The following is a 22,672-nucleotide window of genomic DNA, read 5'->3' as shown; positions in this document are numbered from 1 at the left end:
CTGAGTATAAATTAAAAAGCCCCAGACAATCATGTCCGAGGCTTGACCGAAAGACTTTATCTTAAGTTTATTTGGTATCTGCTCTCTCGATTTTTCTGGTAATGAAAAACCCGGTTACCAATCCAAGTCCACCAAAAATGAAGACACTTGACATAACATAGACTTCAATATGTTGATTATGTCTAGCACCTAAAGCATCTCCAATAGTCCAACCAAGGAATATGCCCAGGCCAATGCCCATAAACAACAAAGCAATATTCAAGATGAACTTGGCGATAGAGAATGGCGTTGATTTGCGCTCGAAAAGGCTGGCATCTGCACCTTTCTCAATCATGAGGAGGCGTTCTTTGTTTCTTGTAGTAAAAAATACATAGGCAATTCCGAAGACCATTGCGAAAAATACCAGGAATACGATCATTACTTCCATATCAGTCGATTTAAGTTTTTGTGATTTGCCCTTATTGACTACACAGTTTCAGTACTGGTTACAACTTTTTTTAAAAAAATGTAACCGGTCGTATCTTACTGTAGTCTAACCATACAAATGCACCAAACCGAAGATACCTATTTGATTGAGCAGATCCTGGCTGGGAATACCCGTGCCTTTGGAGATCTGGTGGATCAGTATCAGGTGCGGGTGTATAATTTTGTGCTAAACATCCTGCGCAACGAAGAAGATGCGCACGAAGTAGTTCAGGACACGTTTTTGAAGGTGTATAAATCGCTCAATACGTTCAGGGGCGAATCGAAATTGTCCACCTGGATGTTGAGGATCGCCTATTTTGCCTGTATGACTCGATTGAGAAAAGTGAAGCCCGTGTTGGTAGACATAGAAAATCACTCCTCGAGTTTCGAGGGCAACAATGTACATGATCAGGCCGAGTTGGGTGACATGCGTAGCGTCTTAGCACAAGCTCTTGAGGGTTTGACTGAAGACGAAAAGGGAATTGTTACGTTGTATTATTACAATGATCAGTCCATCAAGGAGATTTGTGAGATTATGGGATTGAAAGATTCCAATGTGAAAATCATCTTGCACCGGTCTCGTAAAAAAATGAGTGAAGTATTAAGAAAAGTAGGGATAACCGAATGGGTATCATGAAGAATAACGAAGACAATAAACTACAGGATGATTTGATTAAAGACTTGTTCCGAAAGTCTGAGTCTTTACCAAACAGGAGTTTGAAGGAACAAATTATGCTCAATATTGAAACATCAGAGTCTTCAGTCATGGAGTATGAGCCTGTAATCAGCAAAAAGGTATTGTGGATAATCGGAGCTGCTTTTACTTCATTGATCGCCTATCTACTCTTATGGTTTAAAGACTCGTCTGGCAAATCGTATTTAGATGTGCAGTGGCCTTCTATTGATATTACATTTTCTGGAGACTGGTTCTCTAAACTGAATACTGCGTTTGAAGGCATTCACTTAGAAATGCCAGAATTACCTTTTACCGCATTGGCGGCTATATTAGCGATTATGGTTATGGGATTCTCTTTTATCATCAGTTATCGGATGAGAGCATTTCAATAGTCGTTAACAATTCATTAGGCCTTTTTAACACTTCATTAACAGTGATTTTGTTTGGTTTCAGGTTTCTTAGCGGAAATCAAAAACCAAACTATAATGAAACCTATCCTATTTGCAGCAGCGCTTGTTGTTGCCATTTCTCTCAATGCCCAAAACGCCGAAACCTATGTGAATAAGCGTGAAGAAACTCATCTATGTGGTCCGGTGACGATTACCGATTTAATGAATCATGGTGATGGTTGGTACCAACAACACTATGATGATTTTGAGACACTACAAGAATCACACCCATGGAAAAAGGAATTGAAAGACACTCAAGTTGATATTTATTTAGGTTCCTGGTGTGGAGATAGCAAAAACTGGGTTCCACAGTTTGTTCATCTTTGGGATGAATTGGGTCTGGACAGAGATCAACTAAATATCATCGCACTTTATGATGGTGATGAGAAATACAAGCAAGGTCCTAATCATGAAGAAAAGGGATTAGATATTCACCGAGTTCCGACTTTCATTTTTAAAGAAGACGGGCAGGAAATTGGACGAATTGTCGAGTTTCCTTCCACCGATCTGGAAACAGACCTGGCTCAAATAGCTTTAGGTTATCCTTCTGCACCAAATTATCATGCGGCTACTTATTTTCAGGATCTGTTAGCTGAGAAATCCATTTCTGAAATATATGAGGATGCCAACGCACACTTTTACAAGGTGTACAAAAAGGTCAGTAAAAGCTCAGAATTGAATACACTAGGCTATGTTATGCTAAGAAGTGATCGAGTGGATGAAGCTTTATTGGTTTTCAATTTCAATACTTACTTGTTCAGGCATGAGCCAAATGTCTATGATAGCTATGGAGAGGCATTGACTATCAAAGGAGATACCGTCAATGCGATAAAATGCTATGAAAAAGTATTGGAACTGGACTCAGCGAATGAAAATGCAGTTCAGCAATTGGCATTGTTAAAGACAGAATCAGAAAATCAATAAGCTGGAGAAATGCGCTAGGTGAGTCAATCATTTAGCGCTTTTTTAACAGCTTCGTCCAAAAGATAAACAGCTCCTCTTCCGGTACCCTCCAGCGCTAAACGAACAGTACCATGGTCTACCACGAAGTTTGTCGGGAAAGTAGAGATACCAAATTTAGGAATGGTTTGATCCACTGCGGAGGCGATGTGAAAATCAAACTGCTTTCGCTCTAGAAATTTTTGAATTTTCTTCCCTTTGGAGTTGCATAGCGAAAGAAAGACAACTTCAGGGTTATTCTGGTATTTGGCCACTAGTTGATTGAGTTCGGCCATTTCTATTTCGCAAGGGCCACAGCCTACAAACCAAAAATTTACCACGACCACTTTGCTATCTAATTCTTCCTGAGTCCAGGTTTTGCCTGAAAGATCCGTCACTGATGGAAGCACAAACGGCCGATCTATTTTATTCAATAAGAGATTTTTTTGATAAGTGAGATGGGTTAGACTGTCATGTGCTTTTTTGCTGAGTCTCTTGAAGCGGATATAGCTGATTTTTGGATCTGATTCATCATAGTCCCATTCGTACCACGCCGTGTTGAGAATAGCAATATGCTCATATAAGTTACTTTCATTGCCTAGCGTATCGAGGTAAATCACTTGTTTCTTTTGAGCAATGGCTTGCGTCAGGAATAGTGAGCACAAGATGGAGAGTAGTAATTTCATTATGGCAGAGTTGTATATTAAATATAACAAAAAACCCTGACGTTTTAGCGCCAGGGTTTGATACGATTATATGAAAACTAATTACTTAGCTATTAGACTAACGGCAAAACCGCCAGCTTCTTTCATATTTACTGGAATTTCATCACTTTTTGTTACTTCCATCTCCACAATGTCGATAGCAGTAGGATTATCGAGATAATGCGTATCGTCTGCATCTCTGTAAACTTTAGCGGTATACGTCTTTCCAGCTTCTAAGAAATCTAGCTTTAGTGTGTAAGGGCGAGCATTTTCATCCGTCATACCACCCACAAACCAATCATCCGTACCTTTTTCTTGTCTTGCTGTTACGAGGAAGTCTCCAGGCTCACCATCTAGAACCTTGCTTTGCTCCCAGTCCACTCCTACATCCAGTATAAACTGAAAGGCAGGGTTTCCTTTGTAGTAATCGATGAGATCAGCTGCCATTTGGATAGGGCTGTAGATGTTCACATAAAGTCCCAACTGAAGGGCTAATGTTGATTTGATCGGATGATCCTCTTTGTAAGGCTTCAAGCTCAAATTGAAAATTCCCGGAGTATAATCAAATGGACCTGATAGCATTCTTGTGAAAGCAATAGTTGGCAAGTGAGATGGAGGACTTGCCCCTTCTCCAGCCCATGCATTATATTCCTGACCTCTAGCACCTTCACGAGAAATTGCATTCGGATAGGTTCTTCTTAATCCTGTTGCTTTGATAGGCTCGTGCATGTTGATAGCCACTTGATATTTAGCACCGGTATTCAGCGTGTTTTGATAATGGTTCACCATCCACTGTCCGTGGTGATATTCACCATCAGGAATGACAGTACCAACATATCCTGTTTTTACCGAATGGATTCCCAGTTTGTTCATCAGCTGATACGCTGGCTCCATGCGCTCCTCATATCTGGCAACAGCTCCTGAAGTTTCGTGATGCATGATGATTTGTACTCCTTTTCCAGCACCATAACCTGCCAGATATTCCAAATTGTAATCAGGATAAGATGTAGTGAAGTCAAAAATGGTATCACGCATGTTTGGATCGGTCCAGGTTTCCCAGCCTGTATTCCACCCTTCTACCAATACTCCACCCATATCATTTTTAGCAGCGAAATCTATCAGTTCTTTCGTGTATTCAGTAGTTGCTCCATGGTTGCCCGATGCATAGTCCCATGTTCTACGATTAAGGTGCATGTCCCACCAGATACCGATGTATTTCATTGGCTTGAACCAGGAAGTAATGTCTCCAAGTTCGTTCGGGTCATTCAGGTTAACAATCAATTTTGATTCAAGCAAATCTCCAGCCCGATCAGCGATCTGGATCGTTCTCCAAGGTGTTACGAATGGTGCTTTGGTTTTTACTTTGATACCCGCATCATTTCCCACCAGTTCACTAACCATGCTCAGGCTGGAAGTATCCACTTTCAGAGTCATTCCTGCATAATCCGTCAAATCAGCTTCATGGAAACTCAGGTAGATCCCGTCATCTGACTTCATCGTTACCGGAGTATTCACAGCGTTGCTGTTCAACTTTACCTGACCCAAGTGATCTCCTTCTATGAACATGTCATAGGCATTGATTTTGGAGAACTTACTTTCTGTATACAGATACTCGTAAATGTCCCAGTCTCCAGGAATCCACCATACCTTGTGATCTCCTGTCAGATTAAATTCTGACAATTCTTCTGTGATTACCACTTCTCCAGGGAAAGCTTCTTGCTCTGGAAACTCATAGCGGAAGCCAATTCCATCATTGTAGGCTTTGAAAACCAGGTCAAAAGTTCTGTTCGGAGCTTCTGATTCTTGTAAGGTCAGTCGCAGTTCGTTGTACTGATTGCGTACTTCGCGCTGTTCACCCCACTGCATTTCCCAGGTTTCATCTGCACTGCTCAGCTGGTTTTTGGTGACCGAAAGATTGCCGGCAAGAGGTTGCTGGTCTTTGAATTCGAACCCAAGATAAGAGGTGTCAATTTGAGTTTTTCCTTTGTATGACACAGAGTAAGCGGGTTTACCTCCGAGTGTCATGAAGGTTACTTCGATTTGGCTATCGGGTGATTGTACCTGATAGGCCATATCATCCGACTCTCCACAACTGGCTAGAATGAATCCTGCCAGGAAGAGGGCTAAAAAATTTTTCATACTTCTTTATACTTTATTTACAATGTTACCTGCCCTAAAACTAATACATAGTGGTCTGAAAGCATCGTTTTTCCAGGTTATGTCATAAGAATCTCTGGGACAAAAAAAGAATAGGACCTTAGAAAAGGCCCTATTCATAAACTTACTTCATAACAATTTAACTGATATTGAAACATTAAATCGGGAAACTTACAACTGGAATATCCATGTGATTGACTACCTCTTCAGTTAAGCTGCCCAGAAATGTTCTGGATAACCCTTTTCGATGGTGGGTTGCCATAGCAATCATACCTACATGGTTTTTCTCACAGTATTTTTCCATTCCTTCTTCGAGGAATAGACAATTGACGATTTCAGACTTGGCAAAATGCCCAGAAGCCAGTTTTTCGAAACTTTCCATACGTTCTTTAATGGTCCATGATCTTTGGAAATCAGATGGAGTGTTGAGATAAACCAAGTGTATTTTGGCACCTAGCATCGTTGCAAACATCACCACGTTTTCGAACGGTTTGGTCATTTCTTCCTGAAAGTCTGAAACAAATAAAATGTCGTTTACTTTTAGTGATTCCAACTTGGACTTGACGATCAAAACTGGAACTTCAGAGTATCTAACCACTTTTTGAGCATTGGATCCGAGGAAAAACTCTTGCACACCTTTAGCTCCATGAGATCCCATTACAATAAATGTGATGTCATTTTTCTTGGCATATTTTCCTACGGCACCGGTGCTGTTATCAAAGTCAACATAGGAATAGGCTGAAACCCCTTTTTTCTCCACATATTGAACCAATTTTTTCATTTCTTTCTGTACTCGATTGACTTCATCAGTTACATCGGGGTACATGGCATTTTGGGCAAAGTCTAAATGAACCCAATCAATGGGTACAGAGACAAAATGGTAGAAGTGCAACTGCGCTCCATAGTGTTTGGCTATGTCTATGGCTATGTCCGTAGCGTTGTTAGCGCATTCGGAGAAATCTGTGGGGACAAGTATTTTTTTCATGACTTCAAGACCTAAAAGGAACCCGTTGATTCAGAGAATTAAGGTACGTTCATTACCTTCAAATTTTCATGACGGCCATCAGGTGTTTTCGTGATAGATGTCAAACGACTGATACGGTAAAATAGCAGTGTGATCTTCGCAAATTGATGATTGATCGAAGACTATCTTGTATTCTGAATAACTCTGTCTATTTTCATCCATCACAGCGAAATGAGATTCTCCGTATTACATATTGAAGAAAACGGTAAGGACGCCAGATTGGTCGAGCGTGTCTTGATGATGCACTTCCCTGAGGTGGAAGTACATCATGTCAATAACCTTAAGGACTTTATACAGCTCATAGAAAACAACCCTCCCGATATTATTATCTCGGACTATGGTTTGGCTAATCACTCTGGTGAAATATTTTTAAAGACCTGTCGAATTGAGGTACCAGATGTACCTTTTATTTTCTTCACAAACACCTCCGTTGGAGCCATCCGTTCTAAACTAGTTTCTGATGGAGCAAAAGAAGTTCTGAATAAGATGGAAGCCGAGCGACTACCAGAAGTGGTAGAGAATGCTTTACTGCAAATTCATGTAAATGAGGAGGCGAACATTCTAAGCTCAATTCTTTCTCAGATATCTGACCCTATTATCATTCGAAACAATTACGGTTTCATTACCCATGTAAGTGATATCGCTTGCCTCCAACTGGGTAAAAGTCTGTCTGATCTGATGGGAACAAGAGACGTAAAAGTACCTGTGGATTTTCGCCCAATAAAAGACAAGAAAGGTAATACCATTGGTGAAATTGGACATCTTCGGGTGGGTAGTGCCCAAATGAAGAAGTTCGAGATGAACTAGTCTTCGGCCTTTTCCAGATTTTGTTTAAACCTGTTGTATAAGTAAGAAGCACCTAGCATCAACACTCCCAGTAAAATAAAAACGATGGTTTTAGAGAGCATGTTGAGGTGTGGGATGTCATAAAAGAACAATTTGAGTAGTGCAATTCCGAAAAGTGAAATAGCCGCTACTCGGATATGTTTTTTCAAATGCCTAAATCCGATGCCTACCCAAACTAAGGCTGATGCTCCCCAGAGAATACTCAAGGCCAGTTTATCACTTGATTTAAATCCACCAAGATCTAGCCAGTGAATCAATTCAATACTGGATATCCAAAGTATTGTGCACAACAAGAGCAGGTCAAAGGCAACTTTTAACTTATCCTTTATAAGTCCATTAGTAACAAATGGTTTTATACTTATGATTACTGCTGCGATTGATAAAAAGAGTACATAACGGTGAGATAATATCATCATAGAAGAGTCTCTTTCTAAATAATAAGTCCTGAGGTGATTTAGCGACAGAGTAGTATTAAGTAAATATGGAACAGTTAAAAAGATCAGTGCAAAAATGACATTCGCTAACTGCTCGTTTCTAATTTTATAATAACTGATAAAACCCAAAGTGCTAATAAAGCACAGCGAATAGGTCATTATCCAAATTTTCTTTAGTTCGTAATCCATTGGGTGTCCGGAATGGTCCCAAAAAGCATTAATCTCCAAGAGTAGACCGACGTATACTGATAGGATGAAAATTCCTGGAGTTACAAAATACATGACACGCTCATACCATTTGGCGTTAGATACATGTGACTTTTGGTTCAACCAATTAATGATTGCTAACCCAATAGATGATAGTATTGAAACCAAAAAGTACTTGTTGGCAATGATTGATGCGGTGGTTGAATGACTTCTGGACTCCCAAACTGTTAGTAAACTCAAGAACGTCAAAAGGATAAGAGCATAAGACATGCGCTTGTATGCAAGACCTTCTTTGTTTTGGCCTGCCCAAGTGAGCGCCACTGCCTCGCCTATCCACAGAACTGTGATCCACGTACCTTCGAACAAGACTGGTATGGTTAAGGTAATGTATACAATGGCCAGTCCAATAATCAAACGAAACAGAGGTTCATTGTCTTTATCCAGTCTTTTGACCAATAATGCCACTAATAAATGCACTAGAGAATTCATAAATGTAAATGCTCCTAAGGCATAATCTTCATCAAACCGCTTATTAAAGAGCGCAAACCCAAGTGCGTAGAATATCAGCGAGTTGCTTAATAGCAAAAAGATGTCTTCTCGAGAAAATGCTTTTTTGTATAGAATCTTATTGCCTAAAAATGCTGCGTAGAATAGTATGTAAAACAAGGAAGCGAACGTGATGCCTACTGCAAAATCATCATGACTATATTGATCGATAAACCAAACAGTGAAAATAATCCAGGTAAATATCAGTGCAGCATAATAGAGCGACTGCCAGTATTTCTTGATGCTCACAACCAAAATACCTGCATTGATAATGGCCATGTAGATAAGCAAATAAAGTACCTGTCCCGATCCATCGCTCAGTAAAAAAGGTATAGCATAGGAGCCAACTAAGCCCAGAAGTCCAATAATAGGTCTGTCATACTTCAGCGCAGCATAGACCGTGGCAATAGTGAGAAATACCATGATCCCAAATGATGGGCCTTTGCCTATGAAGTCATAAAAGCTATAGGCTGAAAAGGTGAGCAAGTACATGATGGCCAGAGATCCGCTAAGAAGTACCGCACTGAAGGAGGTATATTTCTTTTTTAAGAACAGTGCCGTGCCTAGCAAACCAAGTGAAACCACGTAACCTAGAATAATTCTGGTAAGTGGGTTGATCATGTTATTATCAAAAGCGAATTTAGAGCCAATACCAACACCGATTACGGTAATCAGGATTCCTAACTTACTAATTAGATTTTCTCCAATGAATTGCTCCAGATCACGTTTTACTTTAGGTTTTGAAGCCTTTGTTGATTCAGTGTTGAATTCTTTTTTGGGTACGGAAGAAGTTAATACAGGTGCCGAATTGTAACTGGTTTTCTCTTGCTTCTCAGGGCTATTTGAAAGTGAATCAATGGATACTTGTAGATCTCTGATTTCTTTGGACATTTGGTGCTGCTGGGTTACAAGCCTGTCCAGTTTTTCTTTTAGTTCTTCAATACGGCGATCTTCCATAGATTAGTAAAGGTGAAAAAATAAGAGAAGAATACCTCGATACTCTTCTCCTCTAGTCTTTAAAAACGAAGGGAATGAATAATTATTGACTCTTTTTCTTCCAATACCTGATTAACCCGGCCACACTCATCCAACTTGGGTTGGCAGCTTCGTATTGCTTAACGCCATGTTCGGATACACCCAGACCTCTGAGTTGATTGGCCGTGTATTCTGAAAACTGTGGAGTTATTTCGTCTGCAGTAAGTCCTGACTCCCATTTTTCTTTGATCCAGTTGGCCCAATCCGTCAACATATTTCGAAGCTCATTAACATGATCTCCGATTTCTGTTACTTCTCCATAATGTGTTAAGTACAATGAGGAGGCTTTTCGCTCCATCAGAATATCCAATGATTGGTTCCAATCTTCCAGATTGATATCTGGAGGAGGACAAGGTGGCACTACCGGTCCATCTGCTATCTTGACACCTGCTACATCTCCTGTAAAAATGATGTCATTAAGCTGCCAGGCAATGTGGTGCTTAGCATGTCCAGGGCTATGAATGGCTGTAAATTTCTTGTCACCAATCGTAATTTCTTCTAAATGCTCTGGGGTGAGAAGCTGATCTGCTGAGATTTTGTCCATGGCTCCCCAAAGTCGCTCCATGTCGTCTCCATAGATCATTTTGGCAGAGTTGTAGAGCTTGGTTGGGTCCTCCATGTGCGGTTTGCCAAATGGGTGCAAGTAGATTTTGGCACCGTGATCAGCAAATGCCCAGGCAGCTCCGGCGTGATCAAAATGTATGTGCGTGAGCAACACGTGCTTGACATCTCCAGGTTGATAGCCATGGTTGGCCAGTTGTGATTTCATCGATTCAAAAGTGGAGTGCGGGCCAGTTTCGATAAGAATAGGGCCAGCAGATGATTCGATAAGAAACGATGCAATGGCGTGATCAATGCCTAAAAAGTTGAGATCTAAAACGTGAATCATGCAATCGGTTTTGGGTTAAAAGTTGGGTTAAATATCGTCAATGCAACTAGAGAACTCAAGAAACCAATGCGGAGTTCTGTCAGTATCGGTCTTGATTTAAATTGCCTAAATTTAGAATTCAAAGAAACAACAACTGACTTATGAATAACGATTACTTTCAGTCCCACATGCCCGAAAATGTATGTTTTGGCTGTGGAGCTAGTAATGAAGAAGGTTTACAAATCCAAAGTTTTTGGGACGGTGATGAATCTGTTTGTCATTGGGACTCCCAGGAGAAGTATCATGGCTGGGCCAACTTGCTCAACGGTGGGATTCTAGCAACATTGATTGACTGTCACTGTATGGGAACTGCTATGGCAGATGCCTATAGAAGAGAAGATCGGTCACTAGATAGTGATCCAATCTATCGCTATGCTACCGGGACTATTACTGTCAAGTATGTGAAGCCAACCCCAAATGATCAGACGATAGAATTAAGAGCCAAGGTAACAGAGGTTAAAGGAAAGAAAACAGTCATGTCGTGTACCGCTTCTGTAAATGGAGAGGTAACTGCTGAAGCGGAGGTAATCGCCATCCGAGTTTTTGACAGTAGTACCCACAAAGGCGACAATCCATTTAAGTAGTTCCAAATTCAAAGTCCAAAGTTTTAGGTTCTGAGATTGGCATTTGTCCTTGCCTGAATAAGGTTGCCTTTTTTGCTACCTTTTCCAACTAAATGAGGCTTACTAGGCTCCAAATAATAGATTGTCCAATACTGGCGTTATCTTAGAACTCAGAACCTTAAACTTTCTAACCCAACCATGCACCCAGAACTCTTTTCGATTGGTGATTTTACTGTTCACACTTATGGCTTCATGATCATGATTGGGGCCACTTTGGGCTATTTTTACATGTCCATTACGGTAAAACGTGATCTTGGAATTACCTCAGATAAAATACAAAATCTCGCTATTCTGATCATTTTGGCAGCTTTTGTTGGCGGTAAAGTGTTTTTCTACTTTGAGGATCCTGGTTACTATTTTGGTACTCCTTCCAATATGTTCAAGGGTTTTAGAACGGGTTTTGTGTTTTATGGCTCTTTGTTATTTGCGATACCAACGGTCATATGGTATTTCAGAAAACAGAAGTGGCCGGTTTGGCCGATGCTAGACCGAATAGCCATTACTGGTTGCATCATTCACATGTTTGGTCGTATGGGATGCTTTTTCGCTGGATGTTGTCACGGTTTGCCTACGGAGAGTTTTCTAGGAGTAACCTACACAGATCCGGCGAGTCAGGCTGAACCATTAAACGTTGCTTTGCACCCCACCCAGCTTTATGAGGTTACGTGGATTGCCATTGTTTTAGTGGTATTGATCATGATGAAGCGTCACAAACGTTTTGACGGTCAGTTGTTCTTCGTTTATATCATTTTGTATTCTATTGGGAGAGGCGTCATTGAGATCTTCAGAGGAGATGTGCGTCGTGGCTTTATCATCGACGGTATTCTTTCTCACAGTCAGTTGATTTCATTAGTGGTGATCACGGTTGCCGTAATCTCCATGTTGATTCTAAGAAAGAAAAAGAGCGCCAATTAGGCTTTTACCCTGATTTTTAAGGCATTTGGCAAGATGCCAATTTCAAATGGAGGGTGACCAAGATATTCACCGTCTATATGTGCATGCAAATCAGGGTTTTCATCAATATGTAGATGTTTGCAACGTGAAAAATGCACTTCTGGCAATCTGTTATGGGTACCTTCCTTGAGTCGGTGAATATTGAAGAATCGCTTGATTCCACTTATTTTACCAATTTCACAAACATCTAAAATGCTATCGTTGATTTCTGCTTCTGGTGTGAGTTTAAAACTTCCTCCAAAAGTAGTACCATTACCAATGGTCATCAATATAAGCTCTTTTTGCTGCAAGTGCTTGTCTTGAGTAAATCGGAATGTTCGGGATTTGTAGGTCGCTAAAATTCTCAAAACGAAAGCATAGTACTTTGCCGGGCCTTTCAGTAAACTTTTCTTTTGTTGCATATCGGCAACTATTTGGCCATCGAACCCTACACCCACACCATTGATGAACTTTCGGCCATTGCAGATGCCCAGGTCTATTTGTTTTACTTTACCAGAACGAAGTACTTGGATCTGGTCTTCCAAGTCATGACCAATGTTGATGTTTTTGACGAAATCATTACCACTACCATTCGGAATTATCGAAACAGGAATATCATATTTCAATCCATTAATAGCTTCATTGAGCGTACCATCTCCTCCTATTACGACCAAATCAGTATAGGATTCGTCTAGATGTTTTTCAACTGTTTTCCATGCGTTTTGAGATGCAGCAGTAAGAAATATCTCAAACTCTAAGTCTCTGGCTACGCAGAAATCCATCAGCTCACGAAGGATGTACTCGAGATGTTTGGTACCAGTTGAGGGGTTGGCTACAATAAAAAGCCTTCTAGTCATACTTGTCTATCGTCCGTGGGTTGCAAAGTCAACCCGCAAAATAATAACTGGTCTCCATAAAAACTATCGTTTCCGTGAAGACCAGTTATGAAGGGTTCAATATTATAAGTTTTCCAGAAGGAAATCCGCCATCATGGTATACAAATGACCTCTTCTGCCACCCAGACCGTGTGCTTTGTCAGGATAATAGAAAGACTCAAATTGTTTGCCGGCTTTGATAAGACTATTTTGCAAAGTCACGGCATTTTGAAAATGCACATTGTCATCACCAGTTCCATGGATTAGCAAGAATTTACCTTTCAATTTGTCGGCAAACTGGATAGGACTATTATCATCATAGCCAGAAGCATTGTCTTGAGGTCTTTGGAGATATCTCTCCGTGTAGATAGAATCATAGAATCTCCAGGTAGTCACAGGAGCCACAGCTATAGCTGTGCTGAATACATCTGAACCTTTGAGGATAGCCAATGAAGACATATATCCACCATAACTCCAGCCCCACACACCTACTCTTTTGGCATCAATGAATGGAAGGTCTGCTAAATATTTACCAGTTGCGATCAAGTCTTCGGTTTCATATTTACCTAGTTGCTTGTAGGTCAATTTCTTGAATTCTTCACCTCTATATCCTGTACCTCTAGTGTCTACCACAGCTACAATGTACCCTTGTTGTACTAAATATTGGTGGAAAATGTGGTGACTTGCAGACCAACTATTGGCTACACTTTGAGAACCAGGGCCAGAATACTGGTAAACTAATACCGGGTATTCCTTACCGGCAGAGAATCCTTTTGGTTTTAGGAAGAATCCGTTGAGGCTTGTGCCATCTACTGTCTCAAATGTGAAGAACTCTTTGTCACTCAGACCATACTCTGCAGTAACTGTTGCCAAACCGGCATTATCTTCTAGAACTTTGATTAGTTGGTTGCCTGCAGTTTTGAATAATGATACCTTAAGTGGTTTATCAGCTGTGCTGTGATAGTTCATGTAATAGCTACAGTCACTACTCATGTTAACTCGGCTAGTACCACTTTCAGCCGTCAATTTTTTCTTACCTTTTCCTTTAAGATCTATACTATAAAGCTGTCTTTCGAGTGGTGAAACCTCTGTAGAAGTGTAATACAATATTGGTGTTTTTGTAGCTTGGTTCAAGCCAACCAATTCTACGGCTTCAAAATTTCCAGAAGTGATTTGACGAATCAATTCCCCTTTCATTGTGTACAGGTAAAAATGCTTGTAGCCACTTTTTTCACTACTAAATAAGAACTCTTTACCATTTTCCAAATAGGTCAGATCATCACAAAAAGTGAAGTCAATATAGGTATCACTTTCATCGGTTAAAACTACGGTAGATTCACCCGTGCTAGCATTTACATGTAAGATGTCTAGCTTGTTTTGTAGCCTGTTTAAACGCTGTACACTGATAAGATCAGCATCTTGTGTCCAGTATACTCTTGGGATGTAGATGTCAGTTTCTTCTCCAATGTCCACAGGTACTTTCTTTGATCCATCCAAGTGGTACACGAACAATTTGATTACTGAATTGTCTTCGCCTGCTTTTGGGTATTTGTACACATAGTCTTCAGGGTATAGTGCACCATCGTTCCATAGCTGCATGTTGTACTCACGTACGTTACTTTCGTCAAACTGATAGTAAACGATCTTCTTGCTGTCTACAGACCATTCAAACGCTTTGGTGATGTACAATTCTTCTTCGTATACCCAATCGCTGCTACCATTGATGATTTTATTGAATTCACCATCTGTAGTGATGGTCACTTCTTTACCAGTTGACAAATCTTTGTAAAACAGGTTATTGTCTCTTGTGAAGGCAATTTTAGATCCATCTGGAGAGAATGTAGCATAAGATTGTACCCCATCACTCAACTTTTGAGATTCTTTGGTTGAGCGGTTGTACACATAGTAAACAGCTGTAAAAGATCGTCTGTATATAGACTTTCGCTCAGTTAGCAGAAGAACTTGGGATTCATCTGCACTAAAATTATAATTGTTGATTCGGATGTCTAATTCGTCACCATCTACTAACACCTCTACTACTTCACCTGTAGTTACATCATATTTCTGCACCTTGTTGTCTGATAGTGCAGAATAATACTGCCCATCATTCATCCAGTTCACACTTCTTACAGATTTCTGTGAGAATGTAGCGTCGGTGATATTGTCAATGGTAATTTGTTTTTGAGCTTGTGCCATCATAACGAATACAAGCAAAAGACAGGATAAAACATATTTCATATGTGTCATGATTTTTTCTAATGTCACATGGAAATCGCATGATTCCATTCGCACCTGGGATATAATAATAGGTGTTCTGCAATTATGCTCATTTCATGTCCTAATTGTTTATTTGATATAATTCAAGAATACTTAGAAAGGCAGGTTTGCCAGGTCTACATTGCCACCTGTAAGGATGATACCAACGTGTTTGCCAGCAAAACGCTCTTTGTTTTTTAATAATGCTGCGAAAGGAACCGCACAAGAAGGCTCAATTATGATCTTCATGCGTTCCCAGATCATTTTCATCGCATCAATGATCTCTTCTTCTGTGACTGTGTACACTGCCGAAACATGATTTTTGATGATGTCGAAATTACGTTCACCTACTGTTGTTTTTAGACCATCAGCAATTGTGTCTGGATTTTTTACTGGCGTGATTTTTCCTTTTTGTACGGACTTATAGCAGTCATCAGCATTTTTCGGCTCACCTAAAATGACTTCTGTGTTTGGATCCAATAAATGAGCTGCAAGTGCTGTTCCTGCTGCTAATCCACCACCTCCGACAGGCGTCACCAATATGTCAATATCTGGAACTTCTTCCATTAACTCCTTAGCAGCGGTAGCCTGTCCTGCTATAATTCTATAATCGTCAAATGGATGCACAAATATGGCTCCGGTTCTTTCGATTACTTCATCACATGTTTTGATACGAGAAGCTTCGTTTGGTTCGCAAAGTATTACTTCAGCACCATAACCCTTAGTTGCTTCTATTTTAACTTGTGTACTGTTTTCAGGCATCACTACATAGGCTTTGGTACCAGATAATTTAGCCGCTAAAGCCACTGCTTGCGCGTGATTTCCTGAAGAGTGTGTGGCAAAGCCGTTTTCTCTTTCCTCTGGTCTGAAACCCAGAATCATGTTGGCTGCTCCACGCATTTTGAATGCGCCTACTTTCTGGAAGTTCTCGCATTTGAAATAAATGTCACATCCGGCTATTTCATTAATCGAATGTGAGGTCATCACAGGTGTTTCCAAAATGATTTTGGAGATACGTTGATGAGCTCTTTTGATGTCGCTAAGACTAGGAATTGAATCCATGGTTATTTACCGTTTGTGAAAGTTGTGTGGTTGCTTAATCTAACAATCGAAAGTAGCCAAAAAACAGATCAATTCGAATTGCCATCAGCTAAACGTGGTATTAACTGATTTAAACGGTATTTTACTTGTTGTAGCTGCATGGTTGTTCCGAACAGCAGATATCCCTGGTAGTTGCTTGGCTCTGCCGAGCAACTGTTATTTTCATTGCCTTTGGCGAACTATTTGAATATAGCTATAAGCTACAGAATAATCCTCACTCGGTGGAACCTAGCGAGAGCGATCAGCTAAGTAGTCGAAAATAGCTTCAAGGATATTACTCACTCAACGGAACCGAGCGAGAACTATCAAAATCATTAAGCTTGAATGACTTCAATTATGCTTTCGGGATTGGCACTGCTGTAAACATATGATTCAGGGCTTGTCACAATTTTTGCCATAACCGGATTCATTTCAACATAGTTGATTTTTTGATCGATTATATGATTGGAAAATAGTTCTGTTGGATGACTTGTCTTTTGCCATACCTGAAATTCTTTGTTTTGTTTTTTAAACTTCGCATGAAATCTGAACATGTGAAGTAGCCACTCACTTCGACTTTCTACATTGGAATTATGAACAATGGTAAGTAGCTGTTTAGCAGTATGACTTTTGAAATCTCGAATCAAATCACTCATCAAGCCTTCAGTTCGCCGGGCAACCATGTGAATATGGCTAGGCATGATCACATAGGCATATATTTCTAGGTTTTTGTTTTTCTGGCAATATTGTAAACTATCAATTACTATATCACAGCACTCCTTTCGAGTAAATAGGTCGATCCAGCCAACAATGGTGAATGTTAGAAAGTACGCATGATCAGTATTGGCTTTTCGTAGTTCAGACATATCCTAAAAATAATCAGATATTACAGGAGAAGCTGCTTGGTCGAGCAACTGATATTTGTTTGCCTATGGCGAAGTAGTTGAAGGTAGCTGAAAGCTACAAATGATGTTGTTCACTCGGTAGAACCTAGCAAAAGCTTACAGTAGACTTGTAGTTGTAAACGACAGAAATAATCCTCACTGGGTGGAACCGAGCTAGAATAATCAAAAGCCGAGCGAGTTGTACCGAATTAAATCATCAGAAGCCTGCAATAATTTCTTTTTCAGTACTTCATTGTAATTCGGGTTGTCGTTCAAGAATGCTGTTAATTCTTGATAAGCGTCTGGTGACTGGTACTGACCAATTGTAGAAACCAACCATCTCTTCGGAAAGAAAATATCTCCTGTTAATTGAATGTCTTGTAGCAAATCAAGGGATAAGCGAAGATGTTTCTTTGAGGACTCATGACGCAGTGGATGATGAATGTAATCACTTGCTGTCAGCACCCAGGATTCTTTTTCTCTGTTCTTTGCATCCTTTAGGGAGATGAAAAATGCGTCTCTTACCGATTCATCAGAAGAAAGAGCGGGTTCTATAAATTCAAATCTCTTGATTTTATCATTGTTGATGAGTTGTGATTTAGCGGTACTCAAGATCTGGATGGCCTCTGAATGTTCATACAATGCCAATATCATGGCTAATCCGGTAAAATCGTCCTGGTTTAATTTCAGATTTTCTACCTTTTCGGATTTACTCCAAATCTTGTAGAGCTTTTCTTTTCCCTTCCCAGAATAAGCAATGCTCTCATAAAGACCGAAAAGTACTTTTTTCTCATTGGCAAGACGATCTTTCTGCAGTTCAGAGAGGAGGATATCCTCTAAATTCGATTGAAATTCAGCTCTTTCTTCAGGTGATAAATAATGCCAGTATAGATGGCTGAGTTTTGATGTAATCAAGGAGAGCAACAATTCGTTCTCTTCCGTTTTTAGACTTTCCATGTAGACTTTGATGCCTAAAGAAGTCTCAATATTTCCTGAAAGTATGTTTTCGTATACATTCGTGTAAGCAGAAGCTCTTGCTACTTCATCTTTTAAGGTTGGGACTAACTCCAAGCTATTTTCTTCTACAGGAAATACACCATACCCCAATCCATTCGCATTGTAAATGATGAATTTTGGCTGTTCTAAACCAATTGCTTCTTTGATTTCCAAGATTTGATCATTGATGGAAACATCAAGTGTTGTCACTTCATCTTCATAGATAAAATCAACAGTGAAAACTTGAGGCCAGAGCAATTCCGATCCATTTTCTGCTTGTTGGCTAAGCTGAAAGTTGGATATTTTACCATTATCATAGCTGATAGTTGATTCAATAACAGGCCGACCTGATTGATTGACCCAAACTTCACTCCATTTCAGAAGGTCGGTTTCTGTTTTTCGATCCAGGATCGAAACCAAATCATTCCAGGTGGCATTGTCATAGGCGAAAGACTTCATGTACTCTTCAATACCCTGTCGAAATGGCTCTTCACCAACCAATGTCTCTAATTGACGCATCATGATTGGCGCTTTGTTGTAAATGATGCGGCCGTAAAGTGTACCTGCATTTTTCAGGTTGTCCAGAGGCTGTCGAATTGGGTTGCTGCCTTGAGTTCTGTCTTCAGAGTATGCCGACGCGTAATGTGTGGTGAAGAAATTCAGCGAATGATTAATCTCTGGGAAGGCTGGATTCACGATTTTGTCTGCCATGAAATTGGCAAAAACTTCTTTCATCCACACATCGCTAAACCAATCCATGGTCACCAGGTCACCAAACCACATATGTGCCGTTTCATGGGCAATGAGTTTTGCTCGGCCTAACTTTCTGGAGTCAGTAGCACTTTCATCTAAAAATAGGGATGACTCCCGATATTGAATAGCGCCGACATGCTCCATTCCACCATATTGAAATCCAGGAATAGCAGCAAAGTCTAACTTCTTAAATGGGAATGGATAGTTGGTATAATCTTCCAGAAAGCTTAGCGCTTCAGCATGATGATCCATCACTTTTGGAATACTCAGAGCTACTTTGGTAGAGTCAGTTTCCCGGTAAAGCATGAGCATTAAACGATTTGCTCGTTCATCTTCTGTTTTTTGGAACTTCCCAACGACGAATGAGAAGAGGTAAGTGCTCATCGGATCACTTTTTTCAAAAGCGTAAGATTTTCTTCCTTCTGAACTTGAAGAATTTTTTAACGGACCTCCTGCTAATGCTTCCCAGCCTTCGGGAGTAGTTATGGTTAGGTCATAAGTCGCCTTTAAGTTGGGTTGGTCAAAGCATGGGAACAGTGTGCTCGCCCTGTCTGGAACTAGAAGTGTATAGAGAAAATCTTCATTTCTATTCAAAGATTGTTCACCAGCGTTGAATTGAATGTTTATTTCATTTGCCCCGATTTTCAGGAGAGAAGGATCAATAATCAAATGCTCTTGTCGATGATCAATTACCTCATCTTTTCCATTGACTTTTAAGGAAAGCAACAAGGTTTTTGGAGCATTGAAATCCAGATAAAGCGGATGATCCAGGTTATGAACTTTCAGTGTGAGTACTAATGAAGAACTGACCGGATCAGTCAGTTCTTCAGGAATGTTGAATGATAACTGGTAGTTGATATTGGAGACCTGTTCCTTTCGATATTCTGCCATTTTGAGTGGTATGCCCACATCCAACAGATTTTCTTTTGGCTCAGAACAAGCCACCATCACTGATGCTATCAAAAGCATCCATACCAGTTTATTCATAGATCTTATTCTTAATTAGTGTGCTTCTAACCAGTTGCTTCCACTACCAATTCCGATCTCCATTGGTACATCCAACTCAATTGCGGTTTTCATGAACTCATCTACTTTTTTGATCAGAAGGTCTAGCTCATTCTTGTGAGCATCGAATACCAATTCATCATGTACTTGCATGATCATTTTGGACTTCAGGTTTTCTTGCTTCATCCAATCATGAATTTTGATCATGGCCATTTTAATCATGTCCGCAGCACTACCTTGAATCGGAGCGTTGATAGCATTTCGTTCTGCAAATCCTCTCTGCGTAAAGTTCTTGGTGTTGATATCACGGAGATATCTTCTTCTACCTAGAATAGTTTCCACATACTCATCCTCGTGCGCTTTTTCGATGGTTTTGTCCATGTAGGTCTTCACTTTTGGGAATTGCTCAAAATATGCAGAGATAATTTCAGAAGCCTCTGATCTCGGGATGTTCAGGTTTTGGCTTAATCCGAAAGCAGAAATACCATATATGATACCAAAGTTGACTTCTTTAGCCTTGCGACGCATATTAGAATCTACTTCTTCCAAAGGCACTTTGAATACCTTACTTGCTGTATTGCTATGAATATCTACTCCGCTTTTGAAGGCTTCCACCATACTTTCGTCACCAGAGAAAGCTGCCATGATGCGTAGCTCAATCTGCGAATAATCGGCAGACATAATCACATACTCGTCATTTCTAGGAATAAACGCCTTTCTGATTTCACGACCTTTTGCCGTTCTGATCGGAATATTCTGGAGGTTTGGATTATTTGAGCTCAATCTACCAGTAGCAGCAATGGTCTGACGATAATCCGTATGTACTTTTCCATCTGCAACGCTCACCATTTTTGGGAGCGCATCCACATAGGTTGATTTTAGCTTATTGTATTCTCTGAATTCCAGGATTTTAGCAGCAATAGCATGCTCATCAGCTAGTTTGGATAAAATCTCTTCGCCAGTGGCATACTGCCCGGTCTTGGTCTTCTTCGGTTTATCAACCAGTTTCAGTTTATCAAATAGGATTTCTCCCAATTGCTTAGGTGAACCGATATTAAACTCCTGACCAGCTATTTCAAAAATTTCAGTTTGAACTCTCAAGCTTTCAGTCTCGAGTTCCTTAGACATACTAGCTAATGCTTCTTCATCAATCTTTACGCCTTCGTATTCCATATCGGCCAATACAAAAGAAAGTGGGGCTTCTACATCATGTAGTAAGCTTTCCAGTTTTCGATCGGCAATTTCTGGCTCGAGTTTTTCTTTCAGCTGAAGGGTGATGTCGGCATCTTCACAGGCATAATTTTTCAAGTCCTGCTCATCTACCTCGCGAATTGATTTTTGCTTCTTACCAGTTCCTACTAGATCAGTGAATTTTACAGGTTTGTAATCCAGATAGTTTTCAGCCATGATATCCATACCATGTTGCGTTTCTGGATCTATCAAGTAATGAGCCAGCATGGTATCAAAGATTTTACCTTTGACATGGATGTCATAATTGCGAAGGACCTGGATGTCGTATTTCAGGTTTTGACCGATTTTGATCGTTTGATCATTCTCCAATAGCTCTTTAAACTCTGTGATAATGCTTTTAGCTTCAGCATCATCTTCCGGAATTAACACGAAATATCCTTCATCCTTTTTAATGGAGAAAGCCACCCCAACTAGTTTGGCTTCACGAGTTTCCAAACTATCTGTCTCTGTGTCAAAACAGATTTCTTTCGCTGCTTCCAGTTTTTTAATGAGATCAGCACGTTCTTCCTTGGTTTTCACTAGGTGATACTTGCTTTTATCCGCATCAAACGTTGATTTGGTAGTTTCTAGCTCTGTTGCTGCTCCACCGCCAAATAGACCAAGTTGTGATTCGTCTTTGGCAGGTTTTCCAGTTACCTGGTCTACGAAAATTCTCTTGGCGATAGTGCGAAGTTCCAATTCCTCAAACAAAGGAACCAGATGGTCCTTGCTAGGCTCTTTTCTAGTTAATAGCTCTTCATCAAAATCAATTGGTGAGTTGATTTCAATAGTGGCTAATTTTTTAGAGAAGATCCCCTGTTCTCCAAACTCAATGATTTTCTTTTGGAGTGCGCCTTTCAGCTGATCGGCATTGGCTACAATATTTTCAACGGTGCCGTATTCTTTGAGCAGTTTGGAAGCAGTTTTGTCACCTACTCCTGGTACACCAGGAATATTATCTACAGCGTCACCCTTCAGTCCCAATACATCTCTAACTTGATCTACATGGTCAATATCGAATTTTGCACAGACTTCAGGAATACCTAAAATGTCCACAGCGTTCCCCATATACGCAGGCTTATACAGGTAAATATTCTCTTCAACTAACTGTGCATAATCCTTATCAGGTGTCATCATGTACACCTCAAAGTTTTCTCTAGCAGCTTTTTTAGCCAATGTTCCGATCAAGTCATCAGCCTCATAGCCATCCAATTCCAGAATAGGAATGTTCATCCCTTGCAAAATCTTTTTACAATACGGAATAGCCACTGCGATTTCTTCAGGCTGCGCCTCTCGATTGGCTTTGTACTCCGTGTATTCTATATGTCTAAATGTCGGTGCATGCGTATCGAATGCTACACCTATATGAGTTGGATTTCTCTTGGTCAATATCTCCAATACGGAATTGGTGAAGCCCATAATGGCTCCGGTATTAATTCCGGTAGAAGTAATTCTTGGGTTTTTGCTCAGGGCGAAATGGGCACGATAGATCAGTGCCAAGGCATCTAATAGGTACAGGGTCTTCTTTTCACTCATAGAGTAAAGGTAAGAAGACGGTCAGTATTTTGCTCTAGTTTTTGGATCGAAGGAAAATAGTTGACTTAAATCCTTCGGAATATCAGAGGTT

At 40.2% G+C, this 22,672-nt stretch carries 18 protein-coding genes; 6 read left to right on the top strand and 12 right to left on the bottom strand.

Annotated features, from left to right (window positions below; translation table 11 throughout):
• Positions 1-67 precede the first annotated feature (67 nt).
• Entirely contained in the window at positions 68-427 is a 360-nt protein-coding gene (locus tag NXS00_RS14905) for a DUF6249 domain-containing protein (RefSeq protein ID WP_258100025.1), read from the bottom strand.
• A gap of 117 nt (positions 428-544) precedes the next feature.
• Between NXS00_RS14905 and NXS00_RS14900 the strand changes: the two genes are divergently transcribed.
• The 3 genes from NXS00_RS14900 (at position 545) to NXS00_RS14890 (ending at position 2,514) form a co-directional block, all read left to right on the top strand.
• A complete protein-coding gene (locus tag NXS00_RS14900) occupies positions 545-1,102 on the top strand; it encodes an RNA polymerase sigma factor (RefSeq protein WP_258100024.1) in 558 nt (185 codons plus the stop codon).
• Positions 1,099-1,533, top strand: coding sequence for a hypothetical protein (locus NXS00_RS14895; protein ID WP_258100023.1), 435 nt, complete (start codon positions 1,099-1,101; stop codon positions 1,531-1,533). The genes NXS00_RS14900 and NXS00_RS14895 overlap by 4 nt, the downstream gene beginning before the upstream one ends.
• Positions 1,534-1,626: 93 nt before the next feature.
• Positions 1,627-2,514, top strand: a complete 888-nt coding sequence (locus NXS00_RS14890; RefSeq protein ID WP_258100022.1) for a thioredoxin family protein — start codon at positions 1,627-1,629, stop codon at positions 2,512-2,514.
• A gap of 23 nt (positions 2,515-2,537) precedes the next feature.
• Here the strand turns inward: NXS00_RS14890 and NXS00_RS14885 are convergent, their stop codons facing one another.
• The 3 genes from NXS00_RS14885 to NXS00_RS14875 form a co-directional block, all read right to left on the bottom strand.
• On the bottom strand, positions 2,538-3,215 hold the full coding sequence (locus NXS00_RS14885) for a TlpA family protein disulfide reductase (protein ID WP_258100021.1): 678 nt from the start codon (positions 3,213-3,215) through the stop codon (positions 2,538-2,540).
• A gap of 81 nt (positions 3,216-3,296) precedes the next feature.
• Complete coding sequence (locus NXS00_RS14880) at positions 3,297-5,372, bottom strand: glycoside hydrolase family 97 protein (RefSeq protein WP_258100020.1); 2,076 nt, start codon at positions 5,370-5,372, stop codon at positions 3,297-3,299.
• Between the two features lie 175 nt (positions 5,373-5,547).
• Positions 5,548-6,375, bottom strand: a complete 828-nt coding sequence (locus NXS00_RS14875; RefSeq protein ID WP_258100019.1) for a universal stress protein — start codon at positions 6,373-6,375, stop codon at positions 5,548-5,550.
• Between the two features lie 210 nt (positions 6,376-6,585).
• Here NXS00_RS14875 and NXS00_RS14870 point away from each other — a divergent pair, with 210 nt between their 5' ends.
• Positions 6,586-7,221 carry a response regulator gene (locus NXS00_RS14870; RefSeq protein WP_258100018.1) on the top strand — a complete coding sequence of 212 codons (636 nt, stop codon included), beginning with the start codon at positions 6,586-6,588 and terminating at the stop codon, positions 7,219-7,221.
• Here the strand turns inward: NXS00_RS14870 and NXS00_RS14865 are convergent.
• Entirely contained in the window at positions 7,218-9,404 is a 2,187-nt protein-coding gene (locus NXS00_RS14865) for a DUF2339 domain-containing protein (RefSeq protein ID WP_258100017.1), read from the bottom strand. The two genes, NXS00_RS14870 and NXS00_RS14865, sit on opposite strands and share 4 nt — an antisense overlap.
• An 82-nt stretch (positions 9,405-9,486) precedes the next feature.
• A complete protein-coding gene (locus NXS00_RS14860) occupies positions 9,487-10,371 on the bottom strand; it encodes an MBL fold metallo-hydrolase (RefSeq protein ID WP_258100016.1) in 885 nt (294 codons plus the stop codon).
• A 140-nt stretch (positions 10,372-10,511) separates the two neighbouring features.
• Here NXS00_RS14860 and NXS00_RS14855 point away from each other — a divergent pair, with 140 nt between their 5' ends.
• Positions 10,512-10,994 carry a PaaI family thioesterase gene (locus NXS00_RS14855; protein ID WP_258100015.1) on the top strand — a complete coding sequence of 161 codons (483 nt, stop codon included), beginning with the start codon at positions 10,512-10,514 and terminating at the stop codon, positions 10,992-10,994.
• Positions 10,995-11,171: 177 nt separating this feature from the next.
• Entirely contained in the window at positions 11,172-11,948 is a 777-nt protein-coding gene (gene lgt, locus NXS00_RS14850; RefSeq protein WP_258100014.1) for a prolipoprotein diacylglyceryl transferase, read from the top strand.
• Here the strand turns inward: lgt and NXS00_RS14845 are convergent.
• The 6 genes from NXS00_RS14845 to polA form a co-directional block, all read right to left on the bottom strand.
• Positions 11,945-12,823 (bottom strand): diacylglycerol/lipid kinase family protein, encoded by an 879-nt coding sequence (locus tag NXS00_RS14845; protein ID WP_258100013.1) that lies wholly within the window; start codon positions 12,821-12,823, stop codon positions 11,945-11,947. The genes lgt and NXS00_RS14845 overlap by 4 nt on opposite strands.
• Before the next feature lie 102 nt (positions 12,824-12,925).
• Positions 12,926-15,079: a S9 family peptidase gene (locus tag NXS00_RS14840; protein ID WP_258100012.1), complete on the bottom strand. Its 2,154-nt coding sequence runs from the start codon at positions 15,077-15,079 to the stop codon at positions 12,926-12,928.
• Positions 15,080-15,211: 132 nt separating this feature from the next.
• Entirely contained in the window at positions 15,212-16,159 is a 948-nt protein-coding gene (locus tag NXS00_RS14835) for a threonine ammonia-lyase (protein WP_258100011.1), read from the bottom strand.
• Positions 16,160-16,512: 353 nt separating this feature from the next.
• Complete coding sequence (locus NXS00_RS14830; protein ID WP_258100010.1) at positions 16,513-17,043, bottom strand: REP-associated tyrosine transposase; 531 nt, start codon at positions 17,041-17,043, stop codon at positions 16,513-16,515.
• 201 nt (positions 17,044-17,244) lie between these two features.
• Positions 17,245-19,797, bottom strand: coding sequence for a M1 family metallopeptidase (locus NXS00_RS14825; RefSeq protein WP_258100009.1), 2,553 nt, complete (start codon positions 19,795-19,797; stop codon positions 17,245-17,247).
• Positions 19,798-19,812: 15 nt separating this feature from the next.
• Positions 19,813-22,581, bottom strand: coding sequence for a DNA polymerase I (gene polA, locus NXS00_RS14820; RefSeq protein ID WP_258100008.1), 2,769 nt, complete (start codon positions 22,579-22,581; stop codon positions 19,813-19,815).
• Positions 22,582-22,672: the final 91 nt, after the last annotated feature.

Source organism: Marinoscillum pacificum (assembly GCF_024714495.1).
GTDB lineage: Bacteria > Bacteroidota > Bacteroidia > Cytophagales > Cyclobacteriaceae > Marinoscillum > Marinoscillum pacificum.
Note: the sequence above shows the minus strand (reverse complement) of the source record. Positions and strands in the feature narration are given on the sequence as shown.

Bases quoted from the DNA above. Each gene is read 5' to 3' on its own strand.
- NXS00_RS14905 (WP_258100025.1), bottom strand. From the start codon at position 427: ATGGAAGTAATGATCGTATTCCTGGTATTTTTCGCAATGGTCTTCGGA.
- NXS00_RS14900 (WP_258100024.1), top strand. From the start codon at position 545: ATGCACCAAACCGAAGATACCTATTTGATTGAGCAGATCCTGGCTGGG.
- NXS00_RS14895 (WP_258100023.1), top strand. From the start codon at position 1,099: ATGAAGAATAACGAAGACAATAAACTACAGGATGATTTGATTAAAGAC.
- NXS00_RS14890 (WP_258100022.1), top strand. From the start codon at position 1,627: ATGAAACCTATCCTATTTGCAGCAGCGCTTGTTGTTGCCATTTCTCTC.
- NXS00_RS14885 (WP_258100021.1), bottom strand. From the start codon at position 3,215: ATGAAATTACTACTCTCCATCTTGTGCTCACTATTCCTGACGCAAGCC.
- NXS00_RS14880 (WP_258100020.1), bottom strand. From the start codon at position 5,372: ATGAAAAATTTTTTAGCCCTCTTCCTGGCAGGATTCATTCTAGCCAGT.
- NXS00_RS14875 (WP_258100019.1), bottom strand. From the start codon at position 6,375: ATGAAAAAAATACTTGTCCCCACAGATTTCTCCGAATGCGCTAACAAC.
- NXS00_RS14870 (WP_258100018.1), top strand. From the start codon at position 6,586: ATGAGATTCTCCGTATTACATATTGAAGAAAACGGTAAGGACGCCAGA.
- NXS00_RS14865 (WP_258100017.1), bottom strand. From the start codon at position 9,404: ATGGAAGATCGCCGTATTGAAGAACTAAAAGAAAAACTGGACAGGCTT.
- NXS00_RS14860 (WP_258100016.1), bottom strand. From the start codon at position 10,371: ATGATTCACGTTTTAGATCTCAACTTTTTAGGCATTGATCACGCCATT.
- NXS00_RS14855 (WP_258100015.1), top strand. From the start codon at position 10,512: ATGAATAACGATTACTTTCAGTCCCACATGCCCGAAAATGTATGTTTT.
- lgt (WP_258100014.1), top strand. From the start codon at position 11,172: ATGCACCCAGAACTCTTTTCGATTGGTGATTTTACTGTTCACACTTAT.
- NXS00_RS14845 (WP_258100013.1), bottom strand. From the start codon at position 12,823: ATGACTAGAAGGCTTTTTATTGTAGCCAACCCCTCAACTGGTACCAAA.
- NXS00_RS14840 (WP_258100012.1), bottom strand. From the start codon at position 15,079: ATGAAATATGTTTTATCCTGTCTTTTGCTTGTATTCGTTATGATGGCA.
- NXS00_RS14835 (WP_258100011.1), bottom strand. From the start codon at position 16,159: ATGGATTCAATTCCTAGTCTTAGCGACATCAAAAGAGCTCATCAACGT.
- NXS00_RS14830 (WP_258100010.1), bottom strand. From the start codon at position 17,043: ATGTCTGAACTACGAAAAGCCAATACTGATCATGCGTACTTTCTAACA.
- NXS00_RS14825 (WP_258100009.1), bottom strand. From the start codon at position 19,797: ATGAATAAACTGGTATGGATGCTTTTGATAGCATCAGTGATGGTGGCT.
- polA (WP_258100008.1), bottom strand. From the start codon at position 22,581: ATGAGTGAAAAGAAGACCCTGTACCTATTAGATGCCTTGGCACTGATC.